This window comes from Paraburkholderia sp. EG286B, assembly GCF_040965655.1.
Taxonomy (GTDB): Bacteria; Pseudomonadota; Gammaproteobacteria; order Burkholderiales; family Burkholderiaceae; genus Paraburkholderia.
On the sequence record NZ_JBFRCF010000021.1, the window covers coordinates 104,983 to 125,938 of the forward strand.

Here is a 20,956-nt window from a genome sequence, read left to right on the forward strand (position 1 = left end):
ACGGGGTGGCTGCAGGCATGCAGACGAGGGCCTTCACGACCGGCGCACGGGTTGCCGGTAGCCATTGGGCAACGGCGCGGCCATGCGCCTTGCGTCGGCGCGCCCGCGCGCCCGCGCGCGGGTCCGTTTATGCGTTACGAATTATTCGGCCCGGTTTGCAATTTTCTTTGCAGTTTCCCTAAAGTAATTGCCCACGCCGCCGTTAATCCGTCGAAACGCACTCCGTCCAACGCACACTCATTCAGCATATCCATGTCCTTGCCCATCGTGATCGCCGATGACTCGCTGTTAGCCCGCAAGGTGCTCACGAAGGCGCTGCCCGAGGACTGGGACGTGGCGATTTCGTACGCGTCGAACGGACACGAAGCGCTCGCCCATTACCGCGCCGGTCGCGCGGCTGTGATGTTTCTCGACCTCACGATGCCCGACCTGACGGGCTTTCAGGTCCTCGAAGCGTTGCAGCACGAAGACCTGAATACGTTCGTGATCGTCGTTTCCGCGGACGTCCAGCCTCGTGCCCGCGAGCGCGTGCACGCGCTCGGCGCGGCGGCGTTCGTCGCAAAGCCGGTAACCCAGGAGGCGCTGCTGCCCATCCTGAAGGAGTACGGGTTGTATGCCTGATCGAGTGTTTACGGAACTCCAGCGCGACGCGCTGCAGGAGATCGCCAATCTCGGCATGGGGCAGGCTGCGACGCGACTGTCGGGGCTGCTCAACGCCTTCATCGAGCTGTCGGTGCCGCGCGTGCGCGTGGTCGCCGTCTCCGAGGCCGCGGCGGCGCTGCGCGAGATGACCGGTATCGACGGCCCGGTTGCGGCCGTGCGCCAGGGCTTTCGCTCGGAGATCAAGGGCGAGGCGCTGGTGATCTGCCGCAGCGGCGAGATCGCCGAACTTGGCAGTCTGGTCGGCGGACCTTATGCGACGATCGGCGACGATGCCCTCACTGAGGAAGAACTGATGTTCGACGTCGCCAACGCGCTCACGGGCGCGTGCGTGTCGTCGATGCTCGACCAGCTCGGGCGCATGCCGGTGTTTTCGCAGCCGGGCCTGCTCGGCGAGGCGATCATGCTCGACGAGGTGTTCCAGCCGGGCCTGCTCGCCTGGGACGTCGCGCTGCTCGTCGAAGTCAATTTCGCGCTGGAAGACCAGCGCTTTCGCGCCCACCTCGTCATGCTGATGGCCGAGGAGTCGATCCATGTCGTGAGCCGGGCCATCGACGCGTTGTTACATAGCCTATGAACGAGCCAGCCGGGTTGCCAACACTAGCGGACCTCGTGGTCGAACGGGTGGGCTTCGGCATCTTCGTGGTCGATCGCGACATGAACGTGCTGAGCTGGAACCGCTTCATGCAGGATCACAGCGGCGTGACCGCCGAGGACGTGATCGGCCGCTCGATCTTCGAGCGCTTCCCCGACCTGCCGCGCGCGTGGCTCACGCGCAAGGTGGAGAGCGTGTTCCAGCTGGGCAGCTTCGCGTTCAGCTCGTGGGAGCAGCGCCCGTATCTGTTCCAGTTCGACCATGACCGGCCGATCACGGGCGGTGTGGACTACATGCAGCAGGACTGCACCTTCATGCCGCTCATGCGCGGGCGCGATGTGATCGCCGTGTGCGTGACCATCTCGGACGTCACGCACGTGAGCGTCATGCAGCGCGAGCGCGAGGACGCCGTGGCGAAGCTGCGCGAATACGCCGACCGCGACGGCCTCACCGGCATCGCGAACCGGCGCTTTTTCGAAACGCGCCTCGCCGACGAATTCCTGCGCTGGCAGCGCTACGGCGGCGAGCTGTCGATGCTGCTGTTCGACCTCGATCACTTCAAGCGCATCAACGACGAATTCGGCCACGTGGCCGGCGACACGGTGCTGCGCTCGATGGCGCAGCGCGTCTCGGGCGTGGTGCGCAAGCAGGACGTGTTCGGCCGCTTCGGCGGGGAGGAATTCGCGCTGCTCCTGCCGTGCACGCCGCTGGACGACGCGCTTTACGTCGCGGAGAAAATCCGCCGCACGATCGGCGACGAACCGATCGAGGTGCAGGGCGTGATCGTGCCCGTGACGGCCAGCGTCGGCGCCGCCACGGCGCGCACGGGTGCGCCCGACTACGAAGGCATGATCAACGAGGCGGACGCCGCCCTCTACACGGCCAAGCGCCAGGGGCGCAACCGCTCGGTCGCGCTCGCCTGATCCCGGCCGGGGCGCCGACGGCCCCCGCCTCAATCCGGCTCTTCGCCCCATGCATGCCCCGGGGCCGCGCGCCCCTGTCTCCGCTGCGGTCCTGATGCGCCGACCGCCCTGCGCGGGTCGCCCAAAGGTTGATATACTTTTGCCCGTTTCCGGCCTTGCGCGCCTCCTGGCGAGCAATTTAAGGGTCGGGTGCCTCGCGCGTGTCCGCGCGCGCGGGCGACCCGCGGCAATGCGGGCCCGAATAGAGTCGAACGCCCGTGAGGGCGCCCCCAGCGGAGATCGTCTTGGCTGTTTCCAATCTCGTCGTGGACGATACACAACAAACCGACGCTGCCGCCGCTTCGTCGGGCAGCTCGTTTTATCTGGCGATGCGGATCCTGCCCCCTGCGCAGCGCGACGCCATGTATCAGGTCTACGCCTTCTGCCGCGCTGTCGACGACATCGCGGACAGCGACCTGCCGCGTGCCGAGCGCGCGGCAGGGCTCGACCAATGGCGCGCCGACATCGACGCGTGCTATGCCGGCACGCCGCGCGCCACGCTTGCGGCGCTCACGCGCCACATCCATACGTTCGGGCTGCAGCGCGAAGATTTCCACGCGATGATCGACGGCATGGCCATGGACGCCGCCGAGGACATCTGCGCCCCCGACGAGGACACGCTCGACCTGTACTGCGACCGCGTGGCGAGCGCCGCAGGCCGGCTGTCGGTGAGGATTTTCGGGATGCGGGAGGAGCCGGGCCGCTTGCTGTCGCACCATCTGGGGCGCGCGCTGCAGCTCACCAACATCCTGCGCGACATCGACGAAGACGCGGACATCAACCGCTGCTATCTGCCGCGCGAGCTGCTCGCGCGCGAAGGCATCGCGGCCGGCAATCCGCACACGATCGCCGCCGACCCGTCGCTGCCGCGTGTGTGCGAGACGCTTGTGCAGCGCGCCCGCGCGCACTTCGCGCAGGCCGACGCGATCATGGACGCCGCGCCGCGCGCGCAGGTGAAAGCGCCGCGCATCATGTCGGGCGTCTACCGCGTGCTGCTCGAGCGCACCGTGGATCGCGGCTTCGACCTGCCGCGCACGAAAGTCAGCAAGCCGCGCGCACGGCTCATGTGGATCGTCGCGCGTTACGCGCTGTTCTGATGCCTCGGCTAGTCCACGTCATCGGCGCTGGGCTTGCGGGCCTCGCGACGGCCGTGCGGCTTCAACGGCGCGGCGTGCAGGTGGCGCTCTACGAGGCCGCCAGCCAGGCAGGTGGACGCTGCCGCTCGTACTACGACCGCACGCTGTCGGCGACGCTCGATACGGGCAATCATCTGGTGCTGGCGGGACATGCGCGCACGCTCGAGTACGTGCGCACGATCGGCGCCGGCGACGCGCTCTCCGGCCCCACCGAGCCGGGCTTCGCGTTCATGGATATCGCCGCGCGCTCGCGCTGGACGGTGCGCTTCTCGCGTTCGCGCATGCCGTTCTGGATCGGCGATTCGCGCTCGCGCGTGCCGGGTACGCGCGCCGCCGACTATCTGGGGCTGCTGCCGCTGCTGTTCGCCAAGCCGGGCCGCACGATGGCGCAGACCATGCGCTGCGAAGGCGTGCTGTGGGATCGGCTGCTGCACCCGTTCTTTCTCACGGCGCTCAATGTCGAGCCGCGCGTGGGCAGCGCGGAGCTGGCGGGCGCGATGCTGCGCGAGTCGCTCGCGGCGGGCGGCGAGTCGTTCCGGCCGCTGGCGGCGCGCGGGGGCCTTTCCAGCGCGTTCGTCGATCCGGCCTTGCGCATGCTTCAGCACGGCGGCGCGGCGATTCGCCTCGACTCGCCGCTCAGGGAGATCGTGTACGACGACGCGGCGGGCCGCGTCGCCGCACTCGATTTTTCAGACGGGCGCGTCACGCTCGCGCCCGACGAGGCGGTGGTGCTGGCCGTGCCCGGCGCGGCCGCCGCGGCGCTCGTGCCTGCGCTGCAGGCGCCGCAGCGCCACAATGCGATCGTCACGGTGCACTACGCGGTGCCGGCGCCGCCGGGCCTCGTGACGCCGATGGCGCTCGTCAACGGCACGGCCCACTGGCTGTGCGCGGCCGAAGGTCGCCTCTCGGCGACGATCCACGACGCGCAGGGCGTGCTCGACCTCGATCCCGAGGAGATCGCGCGCCGCGTGTGGGCCGACGTGGCCGAGGCGGCCTCGCTGCCGCTCGAGCCGCTGCCCGCCTGGCGCGTGTGCGCCGACGCGCGCGCGACCTTCGCCGCGGTGCCGGACGAGGAATGGCGCCGCCCCGCGACGCGCACGCGCTGGAACAATCTGATGCTTGCAGGCGACTGGACGGCTACCGGTCTGCCCGCGACGATCGAAGGAGCGATCCGCTCGGGCCGCAAGGCCGCCGAGCTGCTCCTGACCGAAAATTTGGAACGTAGATGAACGATTTATCCCAGCACACGCTCGGCGTCGCCACGCCAGGCGTGGCGATGCCCACCCCCACGTTTGCCGATGAGACGGCCGCACCGTTCGCGACGCTCGACGCCGCCGTCGCGCGCGCGACCGACGCGATCCTCGCCGACCAGCGCGCCGATGGCCATTGGGTCTACGAACTCGAAGCGGACGCCACGATCCCGGCCGAATACGTGCTGCTCGTGCATTACCTGGGCGAAACCGCGAACCTCGAGCTCGAACAGAAGATCGCGCGTTACCTGCGCCGCATCCAGCTGCCGGACGGCGGCTGGCCGCTCTTCACCGACGGCGCGATGGACGTGAGCGCGAGCGTGAAGGCTTACTTCGCACTCAAGATGATCGGCGACGCCGACGATGCCGAGCACATGGTGCGCGCGCGCGAGGCGATTCTCGCGGCGGGCGGCGCGGAGCAGGTCAACGTGTTCACGCGCATCCTGCTCGCGCTCTTCGGCGTGATCACGTGGTACGCAGTCCCGATCATGCCCGTCGAGATCACGTTGCTGCCGCAGTGGTTCCCGTTCCATCTGTCGAAGGTGTCGTACTGGGCGCGCACGGTGATCGTGCCGCTGCTCGTGCTGGGCGCAAAGCGCCCGGTGGCGCGCAACCCGCGTGGCGTGCGCATCGACGAGCTGTTCCGCGGCGCGCCGGTGAGCGTGGGCCTGAACGCCCGCTCCCCGCATCAGAGCAAGGGCTGGTTCGGTTTCTTCCGCGCCGTGGACGGCGTGCTGCGCGTGACCGATCCGCTCTTTCCGAGCTATCTGCGCCAGCGCGCGATCGACGCCGCGGTGGCGTTCGTGGACGAGCGCCTGAACGGCGAGGACGGTCTCGGTGCGATCTTCCCGGCCATGGCCAACGCCGTGATGATGTACGACGTGCTCGGCTATCCCGCCGATCATCCGCATCGCGCGATCGCGCGCCAGTCGCTCGAAAAGCTGGTGACGGTGCACACGGAGGAAGCGTACGTCCAGCCTTGCCTGTCGCCCGTGTGGGACACGTCGCTTGCGGCGCACGCCCTGCTGGAGACCGGCGACGCCCGCGCCGAGGATGCCGCGCGCCGCGGCCTCGAATGGCTGCGTCCGCTGCAGATTCTCGACGTGCGCGGCGACTGGATCTCGCGCCGCGAGGCGGTACGCCCGGGCGGCTGGGCGTTCCAGTACGCGAACCCGCACTACCCCGACGTCGACGACACGGCCGTGGTCGTGGCCGCGATGGACCGCGTGGACAAGCTCGACAACACGCAGGCCTACGACGCCCCGATCGCCCGCGCGCGCGAATGGGTGGTCGGCATGCAGAGCAGCAACGGCGGCTGGGGCGCGTTCGAGCCGGAGAACACGCAGTACTACCTGAACAACATCCCGTTCTCGGACCACGGCGCACTGCTCGATCCGCCGACCGCCGACGTCTCGGGCCGCTGCCTGTCGATGCTCGCGCAGCTCGGCGAACTGCCGGCCGCGAGCGAGCACGCGCGCCGCGCGTACAACTACCTGCTCGAAGAGCAGGAAGCCGATGGCAGCTGGTACGGCCGCTGGGGCATGAACTACATCTACGGCACGTGGACGGCGCTGTGCGCGCTCAACGCGGCCGGCCTCGATCACGACGACCCGCGCATGAAGCGTGCGGTGCAATGGCTCGTGCAGATCCAGAACGACGACGGCGGCTGGGGCGAAGACGGCACGAGCTACAAGCTCGAATACCGCGGCTACGAGCGCGCCTCGAGCACCGCCTCGCAAACGGCCTGGGCGCTGCTCGGCCTGATGGCCGCGGGCGCGGTCGATCATCCGGCGGTGGCACGCGGCATCGAGTATCTGCAGACAACGCAGCAGGAGCACGGCCTCTGGGACGAGACGCGCTTCACGGCCACGGGTTTCCCGCGCGTGTTCTATCTGCGCTACCACGGCTATCGCAAGTTCTTCCCGCTGTGGGCGCTGGCGCGCTACCGCAACCTCAAGCGCGCGGGCGTGACGCGCGTCACGGTCGGTCTGTGAGCGTGGCGGCTGGTATCAAGGCGCGTGCCCTGCCCGTGATCGCAGTAACGGGTATGGCCTTCGAGGCGAGCATTGCCGCAGGCAAGGGCCAGGACGGCGTGCGCGCCGTCTACGCCGCGCGCGCCGATCTGCTGCAGAGTGCGCTCGCGGCGGCGCTCCAGGACGGCGCGGCGGGCATCGTCAGCTTCGGCACGGCGGGCGGTCTGGCGCCCGATCTCGAGCCGGGCACCCTCGTGATCGCGCAGGCGATCGAAGGACCGTTCGGGCGTGTCGCGACCGATGCCGCCTGGAGCGCACGCATGGCCGACGCGCTGATGGCCTCGCCGCTCGCCGCGAAAACCCGGCGCGGCGTGGAGGCAGCCGTTGCCGCGCCGCTCACCGGTGCGGCGGACAAGGCCGCGCTGTTCAGCGCGTGTGGAGCGCTCGCCGTCGACATGGAATCGCATCTGGCCGCCGCCGCGGCGGCCGCGCATGGCGTGCCGTTCGCAGTGTGCCGCGCGATCGTCGATCCGGCGTGGCGCAGCCTGCCGAAAGCGGCCATGGCCGGTTTGCGCGACGACGGCACGACGGCGGTGCTCCCGGTCCTGCGCGAGCTGGCGCGCGACCCGGCGCAGCTGGGCGGCCTGCTGCGCCTGGCCGCGGACGCGAAAGCGGCACGCCAGTCGCTGAGCGCCGCGCGGCAGGTGTTGACGGCCACCGGCGCCTTTTTCCCCAAATGACTCTGGCGGGTTATTGAAATACCTAGGGTAAACCCCTATCTCTGGTAAGATCTGAGTGTTAACCCTAGGTTCGTACTCGCGAGCTGGGGACGAATCACATTTCGGGGAGTTACCAGCCATGAATTTTCATACTCGCAAGTGGGTCAAGCCAGAAGACCTGAATCCGAACGGCACGCTGTTCGGCGGCAGCCTGCTGCGCTGGATCGACGAAGAAGCGGCGATCTACGCGATCTGCCAGCTCGACAACCAGCGCGTGGTGACCAAGTTCATGTCGGAGATCAACTTCGTGAGCTCGGCGCGCCAGGGCGACATCATCGAACTCGGCATCACGGCCACGGATTTCGGCCGGACGTCGATCACGCTGCGCGCCGAAGTGCGCAACAAGATCACGCGCAAGAGCATCCTGACGATCGAGAAGATGGTGTTCGTGAACCTGGGCGCCGATGGCGTGCCGGCCCCGCACGGCCGCGAACGCATCCGCTATGCCGATGAAGCCTACGAGCGCTATCGCCAGACCGTGCAGACGTCGGCGGACGCCACGGCGCTGGCGGCGGCGAACGAAGCCGAGCGCCAGGCCGAGAGCGAGGACGCTTCGGTGCATTGAGCGGCGCGCACGACGCAGTAAAAAACAACCTGGAAAGGTTGCCGGGTTTTTTTGCGTTCGTACGCCGCCCGCCCACAAACGGGCGGCCGCTATGTGCCGTTCAGGGCGCCGATGCCGGCTTCGCAGGCACTGCCGTCGCACCCGAAGCCGCGACGGGCGCCGATGCGCTCGCCGGTGCGGAAGCGGCCGCCGCTGCCGCTACACCCGCTGTGCCGGCCGCGGCAGCAGCACCTGGACCCGCACCCGCCGCGGCAGCACCCGTCGCAGCCGCCCCGGCAGCGCCCGCCGCGCTCCCGTCGCCCGGATCCTCATAATTCGGCAGACCATTGTTCGACGCGCCGGGGGCGGCCGCACCACCCGCACCGCCGGCACCGCCCGACTCGCCCGGATCCTCGTAATTGGGTGCCCCGTTCTCGTTCGGAGTCGCCTCGCCGTCCGGCTCGCCATAGTTGGGCAGCGGCGCATTGTTGCCTCGCGAGCCGCGGATCAGCGATTCGCGCTGCTGGCGGTAGGCGTCGCGCACGAACGAATACGGGTCGAGCGCGGCCTGCTTGAGCAGGTCGGTTGCGCCGAGCAGGTCCGCACGCGCGCTGATGAACTGCGCGAGATACATCGGGTTGCGCACCGCCGGCTCGAAGTAGTTGATGACGTTGAACTTCACGTCCACGGCCATGCCGATGCCGTCGCGCACCGAACTGGGCCCGAACAGCGGCAGCACGAGATACGGACCGGCCGGCATGCCGTAATGGCCCATCGTGAGGCCGAAGTCCTGATGATGCTTGGGCAGCCCCGCCAACGTCGCGAAGTCGATCAGGCCGCCCAGACCGAAGGTCGTGTTCATCGCGATGCGCATCAGATCCTGGACGGCGTCGGTGATCTTCAGCTGCAGCACGTTGTTTGCAAAGTTGTCGACGTCTCCGATGTTCGAGAAGAAGTTCGTGATCGCCTGACGCAGCGGCTGCGGCGTCACCTTCTGGTAGCCCTTGGCAACTGGCTGCGCGACGTAGGTATCGAGTTTGTCGTTGAACGTGAAAATTGCGCGATTCGCGGGCTCGAACGGATCGCCCGGTTTGCGGTCGGGGCCCGTGGCGCAGCCTGACGTCACGAGGAGCGCCAGGCTCGCCGCCGCCATGGTGAGCGCGGCTTGATTCTTCTTCATTGGTCGATCCCCTGAGTTTCCGATCTCGCGCGTTTTGCGCGCGGCTTGCCCATCAGCACCGGCTGGAACACCACGGCGCCTATTAGCGTACAGAACAAGGACAGTGCGAGCAGCTTGCCCATGCTCGACGTGCCCGGATGATGCGATAGCCACAGGCTCCCGAACGCCGTGGCCGTGGTCGCGGCGGAAAAAAGCACCGCGTGTGTGAGGCTCGAATGCAGGAGGCCGGTCTGCCCCGCGCGCCAGGCCATCACGAAGTAGATTTTGAACGCGACGCCGACGCCGAGCATCAGGGGAAGCGCGATGATGTTGGCGAAATTTAGCTGAATTCCAAATACGACGCACAGTTCGAGCGTCACGAGCGCCGATACCAGCAGAGGAATGAGCGTGCGCAGCACGTCGCCGAAATTGCGCAGCGTGATCCAGAGCAGCGCGGTGATGAGCAGCACCGACCACCCCGCTGCCTGGAAGAACGCGAGGATGATCACGTTCGCCGAGTGCAGGATCGAGATCGGCCCGCCGATCGCGTTCGGCTCGGCCGCCTTCACCGCGTGTGCAAAGCGGGCGAGCATCACGTCGTCGTTGGGATCGACGCCCGGCGGCACGCGCGGCGCGACGTCCACGATCGCCTGGCCGGTCGGCGCCACCCAGTCGCGCGCCATCTCGGGCGGCAGGTTTTCACGCGTGATTTCCGAGGGCTGCAACAGGCGCGCGAGCTGCGCGAAGGCGAGCTTGAGCGTGAGGCTGAAGGCGGTTTCCGCGCGGTCGCGCGTGGCCGGGCTCGCGTTCGCGAGCTTCGTGAGCGAGTCGGACAGATGCTTCGCCTCGGCCGCGCCCGGCCCCGGATGGTCGCTCGCGGCGAGCGAAAGCTGGTTGGCCGCGCGCTTGAGCGTCTGCACGCGCACTTCGTCGGTCACGGGCGAAGACGGCTGCTGCGTGAGCGCGGGCAGGAGCTGCTGCGCGGCGCTCGAGATCAGCATGAGCTTTTGCTGCTGATCGTCGGGAATCAGCGAACTGAGCGTGGTGGCGCGCGCCACTTCCGGCAGCTTCGAGAGTCGCGCGGCGATCTTGTCGGCTTCTTCGAGCGACGGCGCGAGCACGCTCACGTCGTTGATCGAGATGACGGGCGAGTTCTTCAGCGCGAGCAGCGTCGCCATCGACTCGGTATGCGGATCCTTAAGATGCAGCGGATTGAAGTCGAAGCGCAGATGCAGCAACAAGGGCGTCGCGCCCACCACGATGATGAGCGTGGTGATCAGCACGGGCTTGCGATGCTCGGCGAGCCATCTGTCGACGGGTGCGAGGAACGCGAAGCCCGGCGAGGCGCGCTCGCCTCCCGGATTGAACACGCGGATGAGCGCCGGCAGCACCGTCATGTTGCAGACGTACGCCACGAACATGCCCACGCCCGCGATCTGTCCGAGTTCCGAGAGGCCCTTGTAGGCGGTCGGGAGGAAGGAAAAGAAACTTTCGGCCACGGCGATGGCCGCGAGCGTGAGCGGCACGCCGATGGTGCGCGCGGTCTTGAGGAGCGCGGCGTCGAGCCGCTCGTCCTGATAGCGCTCCTCGCGATACTTCACGCCGAACTGCACGCCGAAATCGACCCCTAGCCCCACGAACAGCACCATGAAGGCGACCGAGAGCATGTTGAACGAGCCGATCATCATGAGGCCGAGCGCGGCCGTGATGACGAGACCGATCACGAGCGTGATGAGCGTCGCGCCGATCAGCTTGCCCGAGCGCAGCGCGAGCCACAGGATCACGAGCACGACGACGAGCGTGATCACGCCGTTGAGCGCGGCGCCGTCCTGTACCGAGGCGAACTCGTCGTCGGCGAGCGGCTGTTCGCCCGTGAGGCGCACGCGCGCGCCGAATTCGCTGTCGAGATGAAGTGAGTCGGCGGTCGCGCGGATCGCCTCCGACGCGTTCGCGCCCGCCTTGAGCGCGCCGAAGTTGAGCACCGGCTGCACGGTGATGAACGCGAACGCGGGCTTCGTGGCCGCGTCCTTGTCGACGAGCGCGCGCCACGAAAACGCCGCGGGCTTGCCGGCGAGCACCTCGTCGACGACGGTGGCGGCGCTGCCAAGCAGATTCGCCATTTGCGGCAACTTGATCTGGCCGATCGTGAGCGGCAGTTGCAGCGTGGTCGTGAGCGTGCCGGCCAGACCCGCGAGGCTCGGGTCCTTCGCGAGCTGGTTGACGAGCGGGCGCGCCTGCACGAGCTGGCCCGTGGTCGAGAGCACGGTGGCCGTGGACGGAAAGAGCAGGCCGTTGTGCTGGAAGAACGGGCCGCCCGCGGGCTGCGAGACGGCGCTGAATTCGCGCGAGTCAGCCTTGAGCGCTTGCGCGAGCTTGTCGGCGGCGGCGTCGGCGAGCTCGGGCGCGTCGGCTTCGACGACCACGAGCAGCGAGCTCGCGCGCTGCGGGAACGCCTTGTCCTTGGCTTCGCTCAGCGCGGCCCATTGGGCCGTGTTCTCGACGAGACCGCTGACGTCGGTATTGATCTTGAAATGCTTCGCTACGTACACGCCGGAGAGCACGGCAAGCACGATCGCGAGTGTGATCACCCACGCCGCGCGGCGCACCGACCAGGCGACGAGGCTAATGATGAATGGCTTCAGCATACAGGCGAGGGGGCCCTGTCAATTAGGTTCTTTGACGCGAAACGCACAAGTATACCGGCCCCGCCCGTCCCGGCGCGGGTCATGCACACCTGGGCTCGAGGCGGCGCCCCGGCAGCGCATCTGCCAAAGCCGTTATACTGGCTCAGCCGGCGGCGCGACGGTTACGTGATTGCACTTGCACTTAACCGCACGCACTGAGTCGCACTGTACCGGCGCCTGAATTTCACTGTTCCAGAAGAGCGTATGAAACGTTACCTGACCGCATTTTTCGTCGCCGCCTGTTTCACGGGCGTTTCGGGCGCCGCGTTCGCGCAAACCACGCCGGACGCCGTCGTCAAGGCCGCCGTGGAAGGCACCGTGAAGGCGATGCAGGCCGACCCGCAGGCACGGGGCGGCGACATGAACAAGATCACCCAGGTGGTCGAGACCCATTTCGTTCCCGCCACCGACTTCAAACGCACCACGCGGATCGCCGTTGGCAAGCCCTGGGCGACGGCCACGCCCGAACAACAGCAGAAGCTGTATGAGCAATTTCAACTCCTGCTCGTGAAGACCTACGCCTCGTCGCTCTCGCAACTGCGCGATACCCAGGTGACCTTCAAGTTCTCGCCTTCGAACACAGGTGCGGGCGCGAAAGACACCGTGGTGCAGTCGCACGTGATCAGCAACGGCGGCGACGACGCCATCGACTACCGTCTCGCGCAAACGCCCAACGGCTGGAAGATTTACGACATCAACATGATGGGTGCCTGGCTGATCCAGGTCTACCAGACGCAATTTGCCGACCAGATCGCCAAGGGCGGCATCGACGGCCTCATCAAGTTCCTCGTCGACCACAACGCGCGCAGCTGATCGTCGATCGGTGGTTGCACACGCACTGTGACGTTGCGGGCGCTCCGGGTAAGCCGGAGCGCCCGTTTCACTTTCTGCGGTGCTCCACCGCGAACTTGATCAACTCCGCCTGGCCTTCGATCTCAAGCTTGCGCTTGAGGTTGAGCCGGTGCGTTTCCACCGTGCGCACCGAAAGCCCCTCGCGCTGCGCGATCTGCTTGCTCGAGAGTCCTTGCGCGAGCGCGTCGAGAATGTCGCGCTCGCGCGGCGTGAGACGCTCGACGGGCGTGCTGCGCGCCGACGCCTGGATCATGCGCGCACTCAAGCCCGCGCTGAAATACGTGCGCCCGGCCAGCACGGCCTCGATCGCGCGGATGATCTCGGTGGCCGGCGAATCCTTGAGCACATAGCCGCTCGCGCCCGCACGCACCGCCTCGGTCACGTATTCGACGTTGTCGTGCATCGACAGCATCAAGACGCGGATGGCCGGAAAGCGTTCATGGAAAATGCCCGCGAGCGCGATGCCGTTCACGCCGGCCATGCCCACGTCCATCAGCACGAGATCGGGTTCGAGCGACGCGGCGAGCGCGATGGCCTCGTCGGCGTTGCCGGCTTCGCCCGCCACCTCGAAACCCGGCACGGCTTCGAGCCGTGCACGCAGGCCGTCGCGCACGAGCGGATGGTCGTCCACGAGGACGAGGCGCGCGGGTTTGGCGCCCGGGCTGGTCGAATCGTTCACGTTTGCATTCGTCATCGTCATTTCGGTGTTCCTGAAACAGCGGCTTTGGATGCTGTATTGGGCGCTGCATTTGACGCCGCATTCGACGTAACAGGCACCCACGCCGTGACGAGCGTATGGCCGGGCTGCGAGGTGATGTCGAGGCGGCCGCCGAGCGACTCCAGGCGTTCGCGCATGTTGCGCAGGCCCAGACCGGCGCGCGGGTCGACCAGTGCGTGCGCCACGTCGAAGCCGCGGCCGTTGTCGGCAATGGCGAGTGTCACGCCGCTCGCGGCGACCTCCAGCGTGAGCGCGGCGCGCGCTGCTTGCGCGTGCCGCACGATGTTGGTGAGCGCTTCCTGAGCAATGCGAAAGAGCACGGTGTTGACGGCGTCCGGCAGCGTGAGGACTGGCGCCTTGCGGCTCGTCGCCGGCTTCGGCGCGGCTTGCGTGAAGGCGATCTCGATGCCCGTTTGCTCGGCCATCTCGCGCGTGAGTTGCTCGAGCGCGGCCGCGAGGCCCAGGTCGTCGAGCATCGAGGGGCGCAGTGCGTGCGAGATGCTGCGCACTTCGCGCAGCGTATCGGAAAGCCGCAAGAGGCCGGTGGCGAGCGACGCTTCGGCGGCAGGCACACGCGTTTCGCCGCGCTCGAAGCGCGCCAGCGCCGACTCCAGCAGCAGCTTCACCGAAACGAGCATCTGGCTGATGCCGTCGTGCAGTTCGCGCGAGAGCCGCGCCCGCTCCTGCTCCTGCGACTCGACAACCTGCTGCGCGAGGCGCTTGAGTTTGGCGTCGGTGCTGCGGTGCTCGCTCACGTTGAGTACGAGCGCACCGAGCGCGATCACGAGCACGCCCGCGAGTGCAATTACGCCGAGCCATTGAATGGTGTGCTCGATGTTCGCGGAGGCGCGCTCGTCGATGTGCGCGAGCGTCGAATCGACATCGTCGAGATAAATGCCGGTGCCGATCATCCAGCCCCAGCGCGGCAGCGGCACGACATAGCCGAGCTTGGGCGCGAGCTTGCCCGTGGACGGCCGGTGCCACATATAGCGCACGTAGCCGCCGCCGCGCCGGGCTGCGGCAATCAGTTGCTGGATCGTGAGCGCACCCTGCGGGTCGCGCAGGTTCCAGAGATCCTGGCCGACGAGCGCGGGTTCGCGCGGATGCATGAGCGAGCGCCCGTGCATGTCGTAGACGAAGAAATAGCCGTCGGGGCCGAAGTCCATCTTCTGCAGCACGGCTAGCGCGGCCAGCTGGCGGTCGGCTTCGCTGTCGGGCGCGGGCAACGCGTCGCTGGCGTTTTCCTCGGGCGCATAGAGCGGCGCGATGGCGCTCGTGGCCAGCTCCACGTAGTGGCGCAGCTCGATCTCCTTGCTCGACAGATAGGCGCTCTGCATCGTCGCGTGCTGCGTTTGCGCGAGCTGCGTGGCCTGCTGGCGCACGCCGATCCCGATGCCGGCAATGGCGGCGAGGAACGGCACGACCGCGAGCAGGAAGATTTTCGTCTTCAGGCGGCGGTCGGCGAAGAAAAATGGGGCGGGCATGACGGTGTTCGGAAGCTGAGTCTGCAAGCATAACCGGGCGCGCGCGGCGAGGCGGACAAATCCACGCGCGGCGCAAGACGGTGTCCTTGTGCGACGCGTTGCGCGGCGGGCTGCGATTGTCGTTGCGCGCGCAACGAATTGTTGCCTTCCCTACGTAGTTCTACGTAGCGCGCTTACGTAGTTGTCCGGTTGTGGCTGACGGTCTGAAAGCGAATACTACCGCCCACGACATGGCGCAATGCGTCATGCATGCGCCGCCATCGCCACGATGCTGTGGACGGCGCGCCAGGGTCCGGTTCCGATGCCGGACACAAAGCTAAAAACACAATGGAGACACCGCATGAGTCGGACATCCAGTTTTGTCGTCTGGACGCTGGTCGCGCTGCTTGGCGCGTTCGCGTTCGGCACTATCGCGCTCGCGCACGGCGAGCGAATCAGCGCACTGTGGATCGTGATCTGCGCCGTGTGCGTCTATCTGATCGCGTATCGCTTCTATAGCCGCTTCATCGCCACGCAGGTCCTGCAGCTCGACGGCCTGCGCATGACGCCGGCCGTGCGCCACAACGACGGGCTCGACTACGTGCCCACCAACAAGTTCGTACTGTTCGGCCATCACTTCGCGGCGATCGCGGGCGCGGGCCCGCTCGTCGGCCCGGTGCTGGCCGCGCAGATGGGCTACATGCCCGGCATGCTCTGGATTCTCGCGGGCGTGGTGTTCGCGGGCGCCGTGCAGGACTTCGTGGTGCTGTTCCTTTCCACGCGCCGCGACGGCCGCTCGCTGGGCGACCTCGTGAAGATGGAACTCGGTCCGGTGCCCGGCGTGATCGCGCTGTTCGGCACCTTCCTCATCATGATCATCATTCTCGCGGTGCTCGCGCTGATCGTGGTGAAGGCGCTCACGAACTCGCCGTGGGGCACGTTCACGGTGGCCGCGACGATTCCCATCGCGATCTTTATGGGCCTGTATGTGCGCTACATCCGTCCGGGCAAGATCGGCGAGATCTCGATCATCGGTTTCGTCCTGCTGATGGCTTCCATCGCCTTCGGCCAGCACGTCCACGATTCGCCCACGCTTGCAGCGATGTTCACGTTCACGGGCACGCAGCTCACGTGGATCCTGATCGGCTATGGCTTCGTCGCTTCGGTGCTGCCGGTGTGGCTGCTGCTCGCACCGCGCGACTACCTCTCGACGTTCCTCAAGATCGGCACGATTCTCGCGCTTGCGATCGGCATTCTGATCGTCGCGCCGGAACTGAAGATGCCGGCCTTCACGAAGTTCATCGACGGCACGGGCCCGGTCTGGTCGGGCAATCTGTTCCCGTTCCTCTTCATCACGATCGCGTGCGGCTCGGTGTCGGGCTTCCATGCGCTGATCTCGTCGGGCACGACGCCCAAGCTGCTCGATAACGAAACCAACGCGCGCTTCATTGGTTACGGCGCGATGCTGATGGAATCGTTCGTCGCGATCATGGCGCTTGTGGCCGCTTCGGTGATCGAGCCGGGCGTGTACTTCGCGATGAACGCGCCGCTCGCCGTGCTCGGCACGACGCCGGACGCTGTCGCGGCAACCGTGGGTCACTGGGGCTTCGTGCTCACGCCGGACATGCTCACGCACACCGCGCAGGCCGTGGGCGAAACGACCATCGTCGCGCGCGCCGGCGGCGCCCCGACGCTGGCCGTGGGCATGGCGCAGATCCTGCACCAGGTGGTGGGCGGCGAGGCGATGATGGCGTTCTGGTATCACTTCGCCATCCTCTTCGAGGCGCTCTTCATCCTGACCGCTGTCGACGCGGGCACGCGTGCGGGCCGCTTCATGCTGCAGGACCTGCTCGGCACGTTCCACCCGTCGCTCAAGCGCACGGAGTCGCTGCCGGCCAACCTGATCGCCACGGGCTTGTGCGTGGCCGCGTGGGGCTACTTCCTCTACCAGGGCGTGGTCGATCCGCTGGGCGGCATCAATACGCTGTGGCCGTTGTTCGGCATCTCGAACCAGATGCTCGCCGGTATCGCGCTGATGCTCGCCACCGTCGTACTCTTCAAGATGAAGCGCGAGAAGTTCGCATGGGTCACGGCACTGCCCACGGTGTGGCTCCTCATCTGCACGCTCACGGCGGGCTGGCAGAAGATTTTCGACAGCAACCCGAAGGTGAGCTTCGTCGCGCACGCACAGAAGCTTTCGGCGGCGATCGCGGAAGGCAAGATCGTCGCGCCCGCCAAGTCGCTCGAGCAGATGCAGCGCATGGTCTTCAACGACTACGTCGATGCCGCGCTCTCCGGCCTGTTCATCTTCGTGGTGGTCAGCATCGTCGTGTATGGCCTGATCGCGATTGCGCGTGCGCGCCGCATCGACCGTCCGACCGTGCAGGAAACGCCGTATCAGGCGATGCCGGCTGGCGGCGCGGCAGCTGTGACGAATCGCGTGCATTGATCGACGTTACTGAACGGAGCACATCATGTTCTCGGGACTTCGCGACAACGTACAGACGGCCGGGCGCTATCTCGGCCAGGCCATGCGTTTGATGGTCGGTTTGCCGGACTACGAGGGCTACGTTGCGCATGCGCGCGAAACGCATCCCGACCGCCCGGTCATGACCTACGAGGAGTTTTTCCGCGAGCGGCAAAACGCCCGCTATGGGTCGGGCGCGGGGAAGTGCTGCTGACCCCCGACTGAGCGGATACGTTCAGCAAGAGGCGCGACGGCGAAGGCCGTCGCGCCTTTTTTTACGCCTGTAATCTGCGCGGCTCGGTGTTCGCTCAAAAAGCACTCAATTCCGGCAGGGCGGCTGCCGTTAACTCTGACGAAGTTCCACACCAATTCGACGCATGACGCCGCACGCGGCGGTGCGCACGGATGCGAATCGTCGGGAATCGGCCTGCGCGTTTGCCGCGTGGGCAGCACGGCATCTTCAACTGTTGCACCGTAAGGTGTACGAATCAAAGAATCTTTCATGATCTTGCATCGAATCGGCGCGGCGTGGCTTGCCGCCGCTCTCACCGCGACGGCTGCGCCCGTTTGCGAAGCGCAATACTCCACCGACTGGATTGCGAACACCTACGGCACCAACGCGACGCACGTGGGCAACGTGGCCCGCTCGATGTGGGTCGCGCCCGAAGGCGTCATCTACACGTCGTCGATGTGGGATGAAAACGAAGGCGGCGTGGCGATCTACCAGAACGGCCAGAGCCTCGGCTCGATCGGCGGGCACGGCGACTTCCAGGGCGGCGCGATCACGGGCAACGCGACTTCGCTGTTCGTCGCGATACAGTACAACGCCGCGTATGGCAGCGGCAACGTCGGGCGCTATAACCGCACGAGCGGCGCGCGCGACCTGCTGATCCCCGTGAGCGCCGATACGACCGAAAAGCTCGCCGATGTCGTCACCGGACTCGCGACCTCGGGCTCGCTGCTCTACGTGAGCGATTGCCCCGGCAACCGCGTGCGTGTGTACACCACGGACGGCGTCTGGCAGCGCGATATCAGCGTGGCGGGCCCGGGCGCGCTGACGCTCGACGCGGGCGGCAACCTCTGGGTCGCGCAGAAGAGCGCGGGCGCCGTGCTCGAGTTCGGCGCCGGCAGTCAGCTCCTGAACACCATCCAGCTGGCGTCCACGGCGCGGCCGTCGTCGCTGTATTTCGATGCGCAGACTTCGCAGTTGATGATCGGCGACTCGGGTCCCGACATGAACATCAAGACCTTCAGCGTCGCGGGCACGCCGTCTCAAACCGGCACGTTCGGCGTGCTGGGCGGCTATCTCGACACGACCTCAGGCATCAAGGGCCAGGTGGGCGACAAGCGCTTTATGCGCGTGGTCGGCATCGGCAAGGATTCCGCGGGCACGCTGTACGTGCTGAACAATCCGTGGGGCGGCTCGTGGGACCTCGGCCGCAACGGCGGCACCGATCTGCAGGCTTACGACGGCACCGGCACGCTGCGCTGGAAGCTCCAGTCGCTCAACTTCGAAGGCAATGCGGCGCCGGATCCGGGCACCGATGGCGCACTGTTCTACGGCGGCATGAATATCTATTCGGGCACGGCTGGCGGCACCTTTGTGGCCAACACCATCGACCCGATCACGTATCCGTCCGATCCGCGCATCAATCTCGCCGACGCCGGTCGCGGCAACCATTTCGCGCAGGTGGCGAGCGTGAGCGGCAAGCGCATTCTCGTGGCGGCCGGCCAGAACCCCGATACGTTCTACTTCTTCCACTTCAACGCGGCGAGCGGCTATATCGCCATTCCGGATTACACGCTGCCGGGGGCGGCGTTCAGTACGTCGGCCCCGGTGCGCAACGGCTTTTGTCTCGACAGCAAGGGCGACCTGTGGGTCGGCCTCGACAAGACCAACGTCATTTCCCACTACCCGCTGACCGGCTTCGACTCGACCGGCAAGCCGACCTGGGGCGCCGCGATCACCACGCCGATTCCCGCCACGATCTCGCGGCTCACCCGCATCGTCTATCTGCCCGAAAGCGACACGATGATCCTCACGGGCGAGGACGCCAGCGTGACCGACTGGACGGCGGTCGGCACGCGCGTCGAGGTGTATCACGGCTGGCTCGCCGGCAATACGAGCGCGCCGAATCCGGTGATCACGCTCACGAGTGCGAATCCCAAATCGATTGCGGCCGCCGGAAACTATCTGTTCGTGGGCTACGTGCACACCGTGCCGAACATCGATGCGTTCAACCTCACCACGGGCGCGCTCGACACGACGCTCATCAACAGCAACCCGAGCGCGGTGTACGTGGGCAACGACGTGGATTCGATGTATGGCCTGCGTGCGTATCTGCGCTCGACGGGCGAGTATGTCGTGACGAAGGATAACTACAACGCTTCGAGCGCGGTGGTGTACCGGTGGACGCCGGCGGCGGCGAGCACGACCACAACGAATGCGACGGTGTCGCCGTTCAGCGCGAAGTGACAAAAAAACAAAGGGCGCAACGGCTAAAACCGTTGCGCCCTTTTTGCGTTTCATCCGCCCGCGGCGGAAACCGCTTTAGCTAGCCGCCACCGTAACCGGCTTCTTCGTCTTGGCCGAGTTCTTGATCTCTTCGAGCTTGATCTCGACGTGACGCGAGAACACGTACTCAGCCGGACGCGCGCCCTCGAGCGGGATGTCCTTCGCAAACGCACCCGTCGTGCGCGGGCCCGAGAGGGCGATGCGCGCGGCCTTGAGCGGATGCGCAACCGTGTCCATCACGGCGGTGGCCTCGAAGCCGCAGTGGACCATGCAGTCCGCGCACTTCTCGTACTTGCCCGTGCCGTACTTGTCCCAGTCGGTCGTTTCCATCAGTTCCTTGAAGGTCTTCACGTAACCTTCGCCGACCAGATAGCACGGCTTTTGCCAGCCGAACACCGTGCGCGCCGGGTTGCCCCACGGCGTGCACTGGTAGCTCTGGTTGCCGGCCAGGAAGTCGAGGAACAGGCTCGACTGGCTGAACGACCACTTCTTGCCGTTGTTGCCGCGCTTGAAGATTTCGCGGAACAGGTTCTTGGTCTTGTCGCGGTTCAGGAAGTGCTGCTGGTCCGGGGCGCGCTCATACGCATAGCCCGGCGACACCGTGATGCCGTCCACGCCGATCTCGCCGACCGTGTCGAAGAACTTCGCCACGCGCTCGGGCACGGCGTCGTTGAACAGCGTGCAGTTGATGTTCACGCGGAAGCCGCGGCGCTTGGCTTCCTTGATCGCCGCGACGGCCTTGTCGTACACGCCTTCCTGCGAGACCGAGTGGTCGTGCGCTTCGCGGTCGCCGTCGAGGTGCACCGACCAGACGAAGTACGGATTCGGCTGGTAGTCGTCCATCTTCTTTTCCATGAGCAGCGCGTTCGTGCAGAGATACACGAACTTCTTGCGTGCCATGATGCCCTTCACGATCTGCGGCATTTCCTTGTGCAGCAGCGGCTCGCCGCCTGCGATGGAAACGACCGGCGCGCCGCACTCATCGACGGCTTCGAGGCATTCCTCCAGCGACAGGCGCTGGTTCAGGATGGGATCCGGATAGTCGATCTTGCCGCAGCCATTGCAGGCGAGATTGCAGCGGAACAGCGGCTCGAGCATGAGCGCGAGCGGGTAGCGCTTGTTGCCGCTGAAATGCTGGCGGAAGATGTACGAGCCAACGCGGACTTTTTGTAGCAGCGGAATAGACAAAGCGTGTCCTC

Annotated in this window: 17 protein-coding genes; 12 read left to right on the plus strand and 5 right to left on the minus strand. The window is 66.6% G+C overall.

Annotated features, from left to right (window positions below; genetic code table 11):
- Window positions 1-252 precede the first annotated feature (252 nt).
- From AB4Y42_RS34015 to AB4Y42_RS34050, 8 genes are all read left to right on the plus strand, one after another.
- On the plus strand, window positions 253-621 hold the full coding sequence (locus AB4Y42_RS34015; RefSeq protein ID WP_321925897.1) for a response regulator: 369 nt from the start codon (window positions 253-255) through the stop codon (window positions 619-621).
- Window positions 614-1,237, plus strand: a complete 624-nt coding sequence (locus AB4Y42_RS34020; protein WP_110383369.1) for a chemotaxis protein CheC — start codon at window positions 614-616, stop codon at window positions 1,235-1,237. Before AB4Y42_RS34015 ends, AB4Y42_RS34020 begins: the two co-directional genes overlap by 8 nt.
- Window positions 1,234-2,178 (plus strand): diguanylate cyclase, encoded by a 945-nt coding sequence (locus tag AB4Y42_RS34025; RefSeq protein WP_324160122.1) that lies wholly within the window; start codon window positions 1,234-1,236, stop codon window positions 2,176-2,178. The genes AB4Y42_RS34020 and AB4Y42_RS34025 overlap by 4 nt, the downstream gene beginning before the upstream one ends.
- Before the next feature lie 284 nt (window positions 2,179-2,462).
- Entirely contained in the window at window positions 2,463-3,314 is an 852-nt protein-coding gene (gene hpnD / locus AB4Y42_RS34030; RefSeq protein WP_368696592.1) for a presqualene diphosphate synthase HpnD, read from the plus strand.
- Window positions 3,314-4,582, plus strand: a complete 1,269-nt coding sequence (gene hpnE, locus AB4Y42_RS34035) for a hydroxysqualene dehydroxylase HpnE (RefSeq protein WP_368688686.1) — start codon at window positions 3,314-3,316, stop codon at window positions 4,580-4,582. The genes hpnD and hpnE overlap by 1 nt, the downstream gene beginning before the upstream one ends.
- Window positions 4,579-6,597 carry a squalene--hopene cyclase gene (gene shc / locus AB4Y42_RS34040; protein WP_368696593.1) on the plus strand — a complete coding sequence of 673 codons (2,019 nt, stop codon included), beginning with the start codon at window positions 4,579-4,581 and terminating at the stop codon, window positions 6,595-6,597. Before hpnE ends, shc begins: the two co-directional genes overlap by 4 nt.
- A 53-nt stretch (window positions 6,598-6,650) precedes the next feature.
- Window positions 6,651-7,316 carry a phosphorylase gene (locus tag AB4Y42_RS34045; protein WP_368696617.1) on the plus strand — a complete coding sequence of 222 codons (666 nt, stop codon included), beginning with the start codon at window positions 6,651-6,653 and terminating at the stop codon, window positions 7,314-7,316.
- Between the two features lie 118 nt (window positions 7,317-7,434).
- Window positions 7,435-7,920, plus strand: coding sequence for an acyl-CoA thioesterase (locus tag AB4Y42_RS34050; RefSeq protein WP_368688685.1), 486 nt, complete (start codon window positions 7,435-7,437; stop codon window positions 7,918-7,920).
- A 100-nt stretch (window positions 7,921-8,020) separates the two neighbouring features.
- Here AB4Y42_RS34050 and AB4Y42_RS34055 read toward each other — a convergent pair whose 3' ends face one another.
- Window positions 8,021-9,079 (minus strand): VacJ family lipoprotein, encoded by a 1,059-nt coding sequence (locus tag AB4Y42_RS34055; RefSeq protein ID WP_368696594.1) that lies wholly within the window; start codon window positions 9,077-9,079, stop codon window positions 8,021-8,023.
- Entirely contained in the window at window positions 9,076-11,703 is a 2,628-nt protein-coding gene (locus tag AB4Y42_RS34060; RefSeq protein ID WP_368696595.1) for an MMPL family transporter, read from the minus strand. The genes AB4Y42_RS34055 and AB4Y42_RS34060 overlap by 4 nt, the downstream gene beginning before the upstream one ends.
- Before the next feature lie 243 nt (window positions 11,704-11,946).
- On the opposite strand from AB4Y42_RS34060, the gene AB4Y42_RS34065 reads away from it, so the two are divergent.
- Window positions 11,947-12,555, plus strand: coding sequence for a phospholipid-binding protein MlaC (locus tag AB4Y42_RS34065; RefSeq protein WP_368688682.1), 609 nt, complete (start codon window positions 11,947-11,949; stop codon window positions 12,553-12,555).
- A 67-nt stretch (window positions 12,556-12,622) separates the two neighbouring features.
- On the opposite strand, the gene AB4Y42_RS34070 is transcribed toward AB4Y42_RS34065, so the two are convergent.
- Both AB4Y42_RS34070 and AB4Y42_RS34075 read right to left on the minus strand, forming a co-directional pair.
- Window positions 12,623-13,288: a response regulator transcription factor gene (locus AB4Y42_RS34070; RefSeq protein ID WP_342919245.1), complete on the minus strand. Its 666-nt coding sequence runs from the start codon at window positions 13,286-13,288 to the stop codon at window positions 12,623-12,625.
- A 2-nt stretch (window positions 13,289-13,290) separates the two neighbouring features.
- Window positions 13,291-14,796, minus strand: coding sequence for a cache domain-containing protein (locus AB4Y42_RS34075; RefSeq protein WP_368696596.1), 1,506 nt, complete (start codon window positions 14,794-14,796; stop codon window positions 13,291-13,293).
- A 340-nt stretch (window positions 14,797-15,136) separates the two neighbouring features.
- Between AB4Y42_RS34075 and AB4Y42_RS34080 the strand changes: the two genes are divergently transcribed.
- From AB4Y42_RS34080 to AB4Y42_RS34090, 3 genes are all read left to right on the plus strand, one after another.
- Window positions 15,137-17,224 carry a carbon starvation CstA family protein gene (locus tag AB4Y42_RS34080; RefSeq protein ID WP_368688680.1) on the plus strand — a complete coding sequence of 696 codons (2,088 nt, stop codon included), beginning with the start codon at window positions 15,137-15,139 and terminating at the stop codon, window positions 17,222-17,224.
- A 25-nt stretch (window positions 17,225-17,249) separates the two neighbouring features.
- Window positions 17,250-17,456 (plus strand): YbdD/YjiX family protein, encoded by a 207-nt coding sequence (locus AB4Y42_RS34085; RefSeq protein WP_028202784.1) that lies wholly within the window; start codon window positions 17,250-17,252, stop codon window positions 17,454-17,456.
- A 288-nt stretch (window positions 17,457-17,744) separates the two neighbouring features.
- Window positions 17,745-19,718 carry an SMP-30/gluconolaconase/LRE-like region family protein gene (locus AB4Y42_RS34090; RefSeq protein ID WP_368696597.1) on the plus strand — a complete coding sequence of 658 codons (1,974 nt, stop codon included), beginning with the start codon at window positions 17,745-17,747 and terminating at the stop codon, window positions 19,716-19,718.
- Between the two features lie 75 nt (window positions 19,719-19,793).
- Here the strand turns inward: AB4Y42_RS34090 and hpnH are convergent, their stop codons facing one another.
- The gene (gene hpnH / locus AB4Y42_RS34095) at window positions 19,794-20,945 is read right to left on the minus strand and encodes an adenosyl-hopene transferase HpnH (protein WP_028202781.1); all 1,152 of its coding nucleotides are present in this window, start codon (window positions 20,943-20,945) and stop codon (window positions 19,794-19,796) included.
- Window positions 20,946-20,956 lie beyond the last annotated feature (11 nt).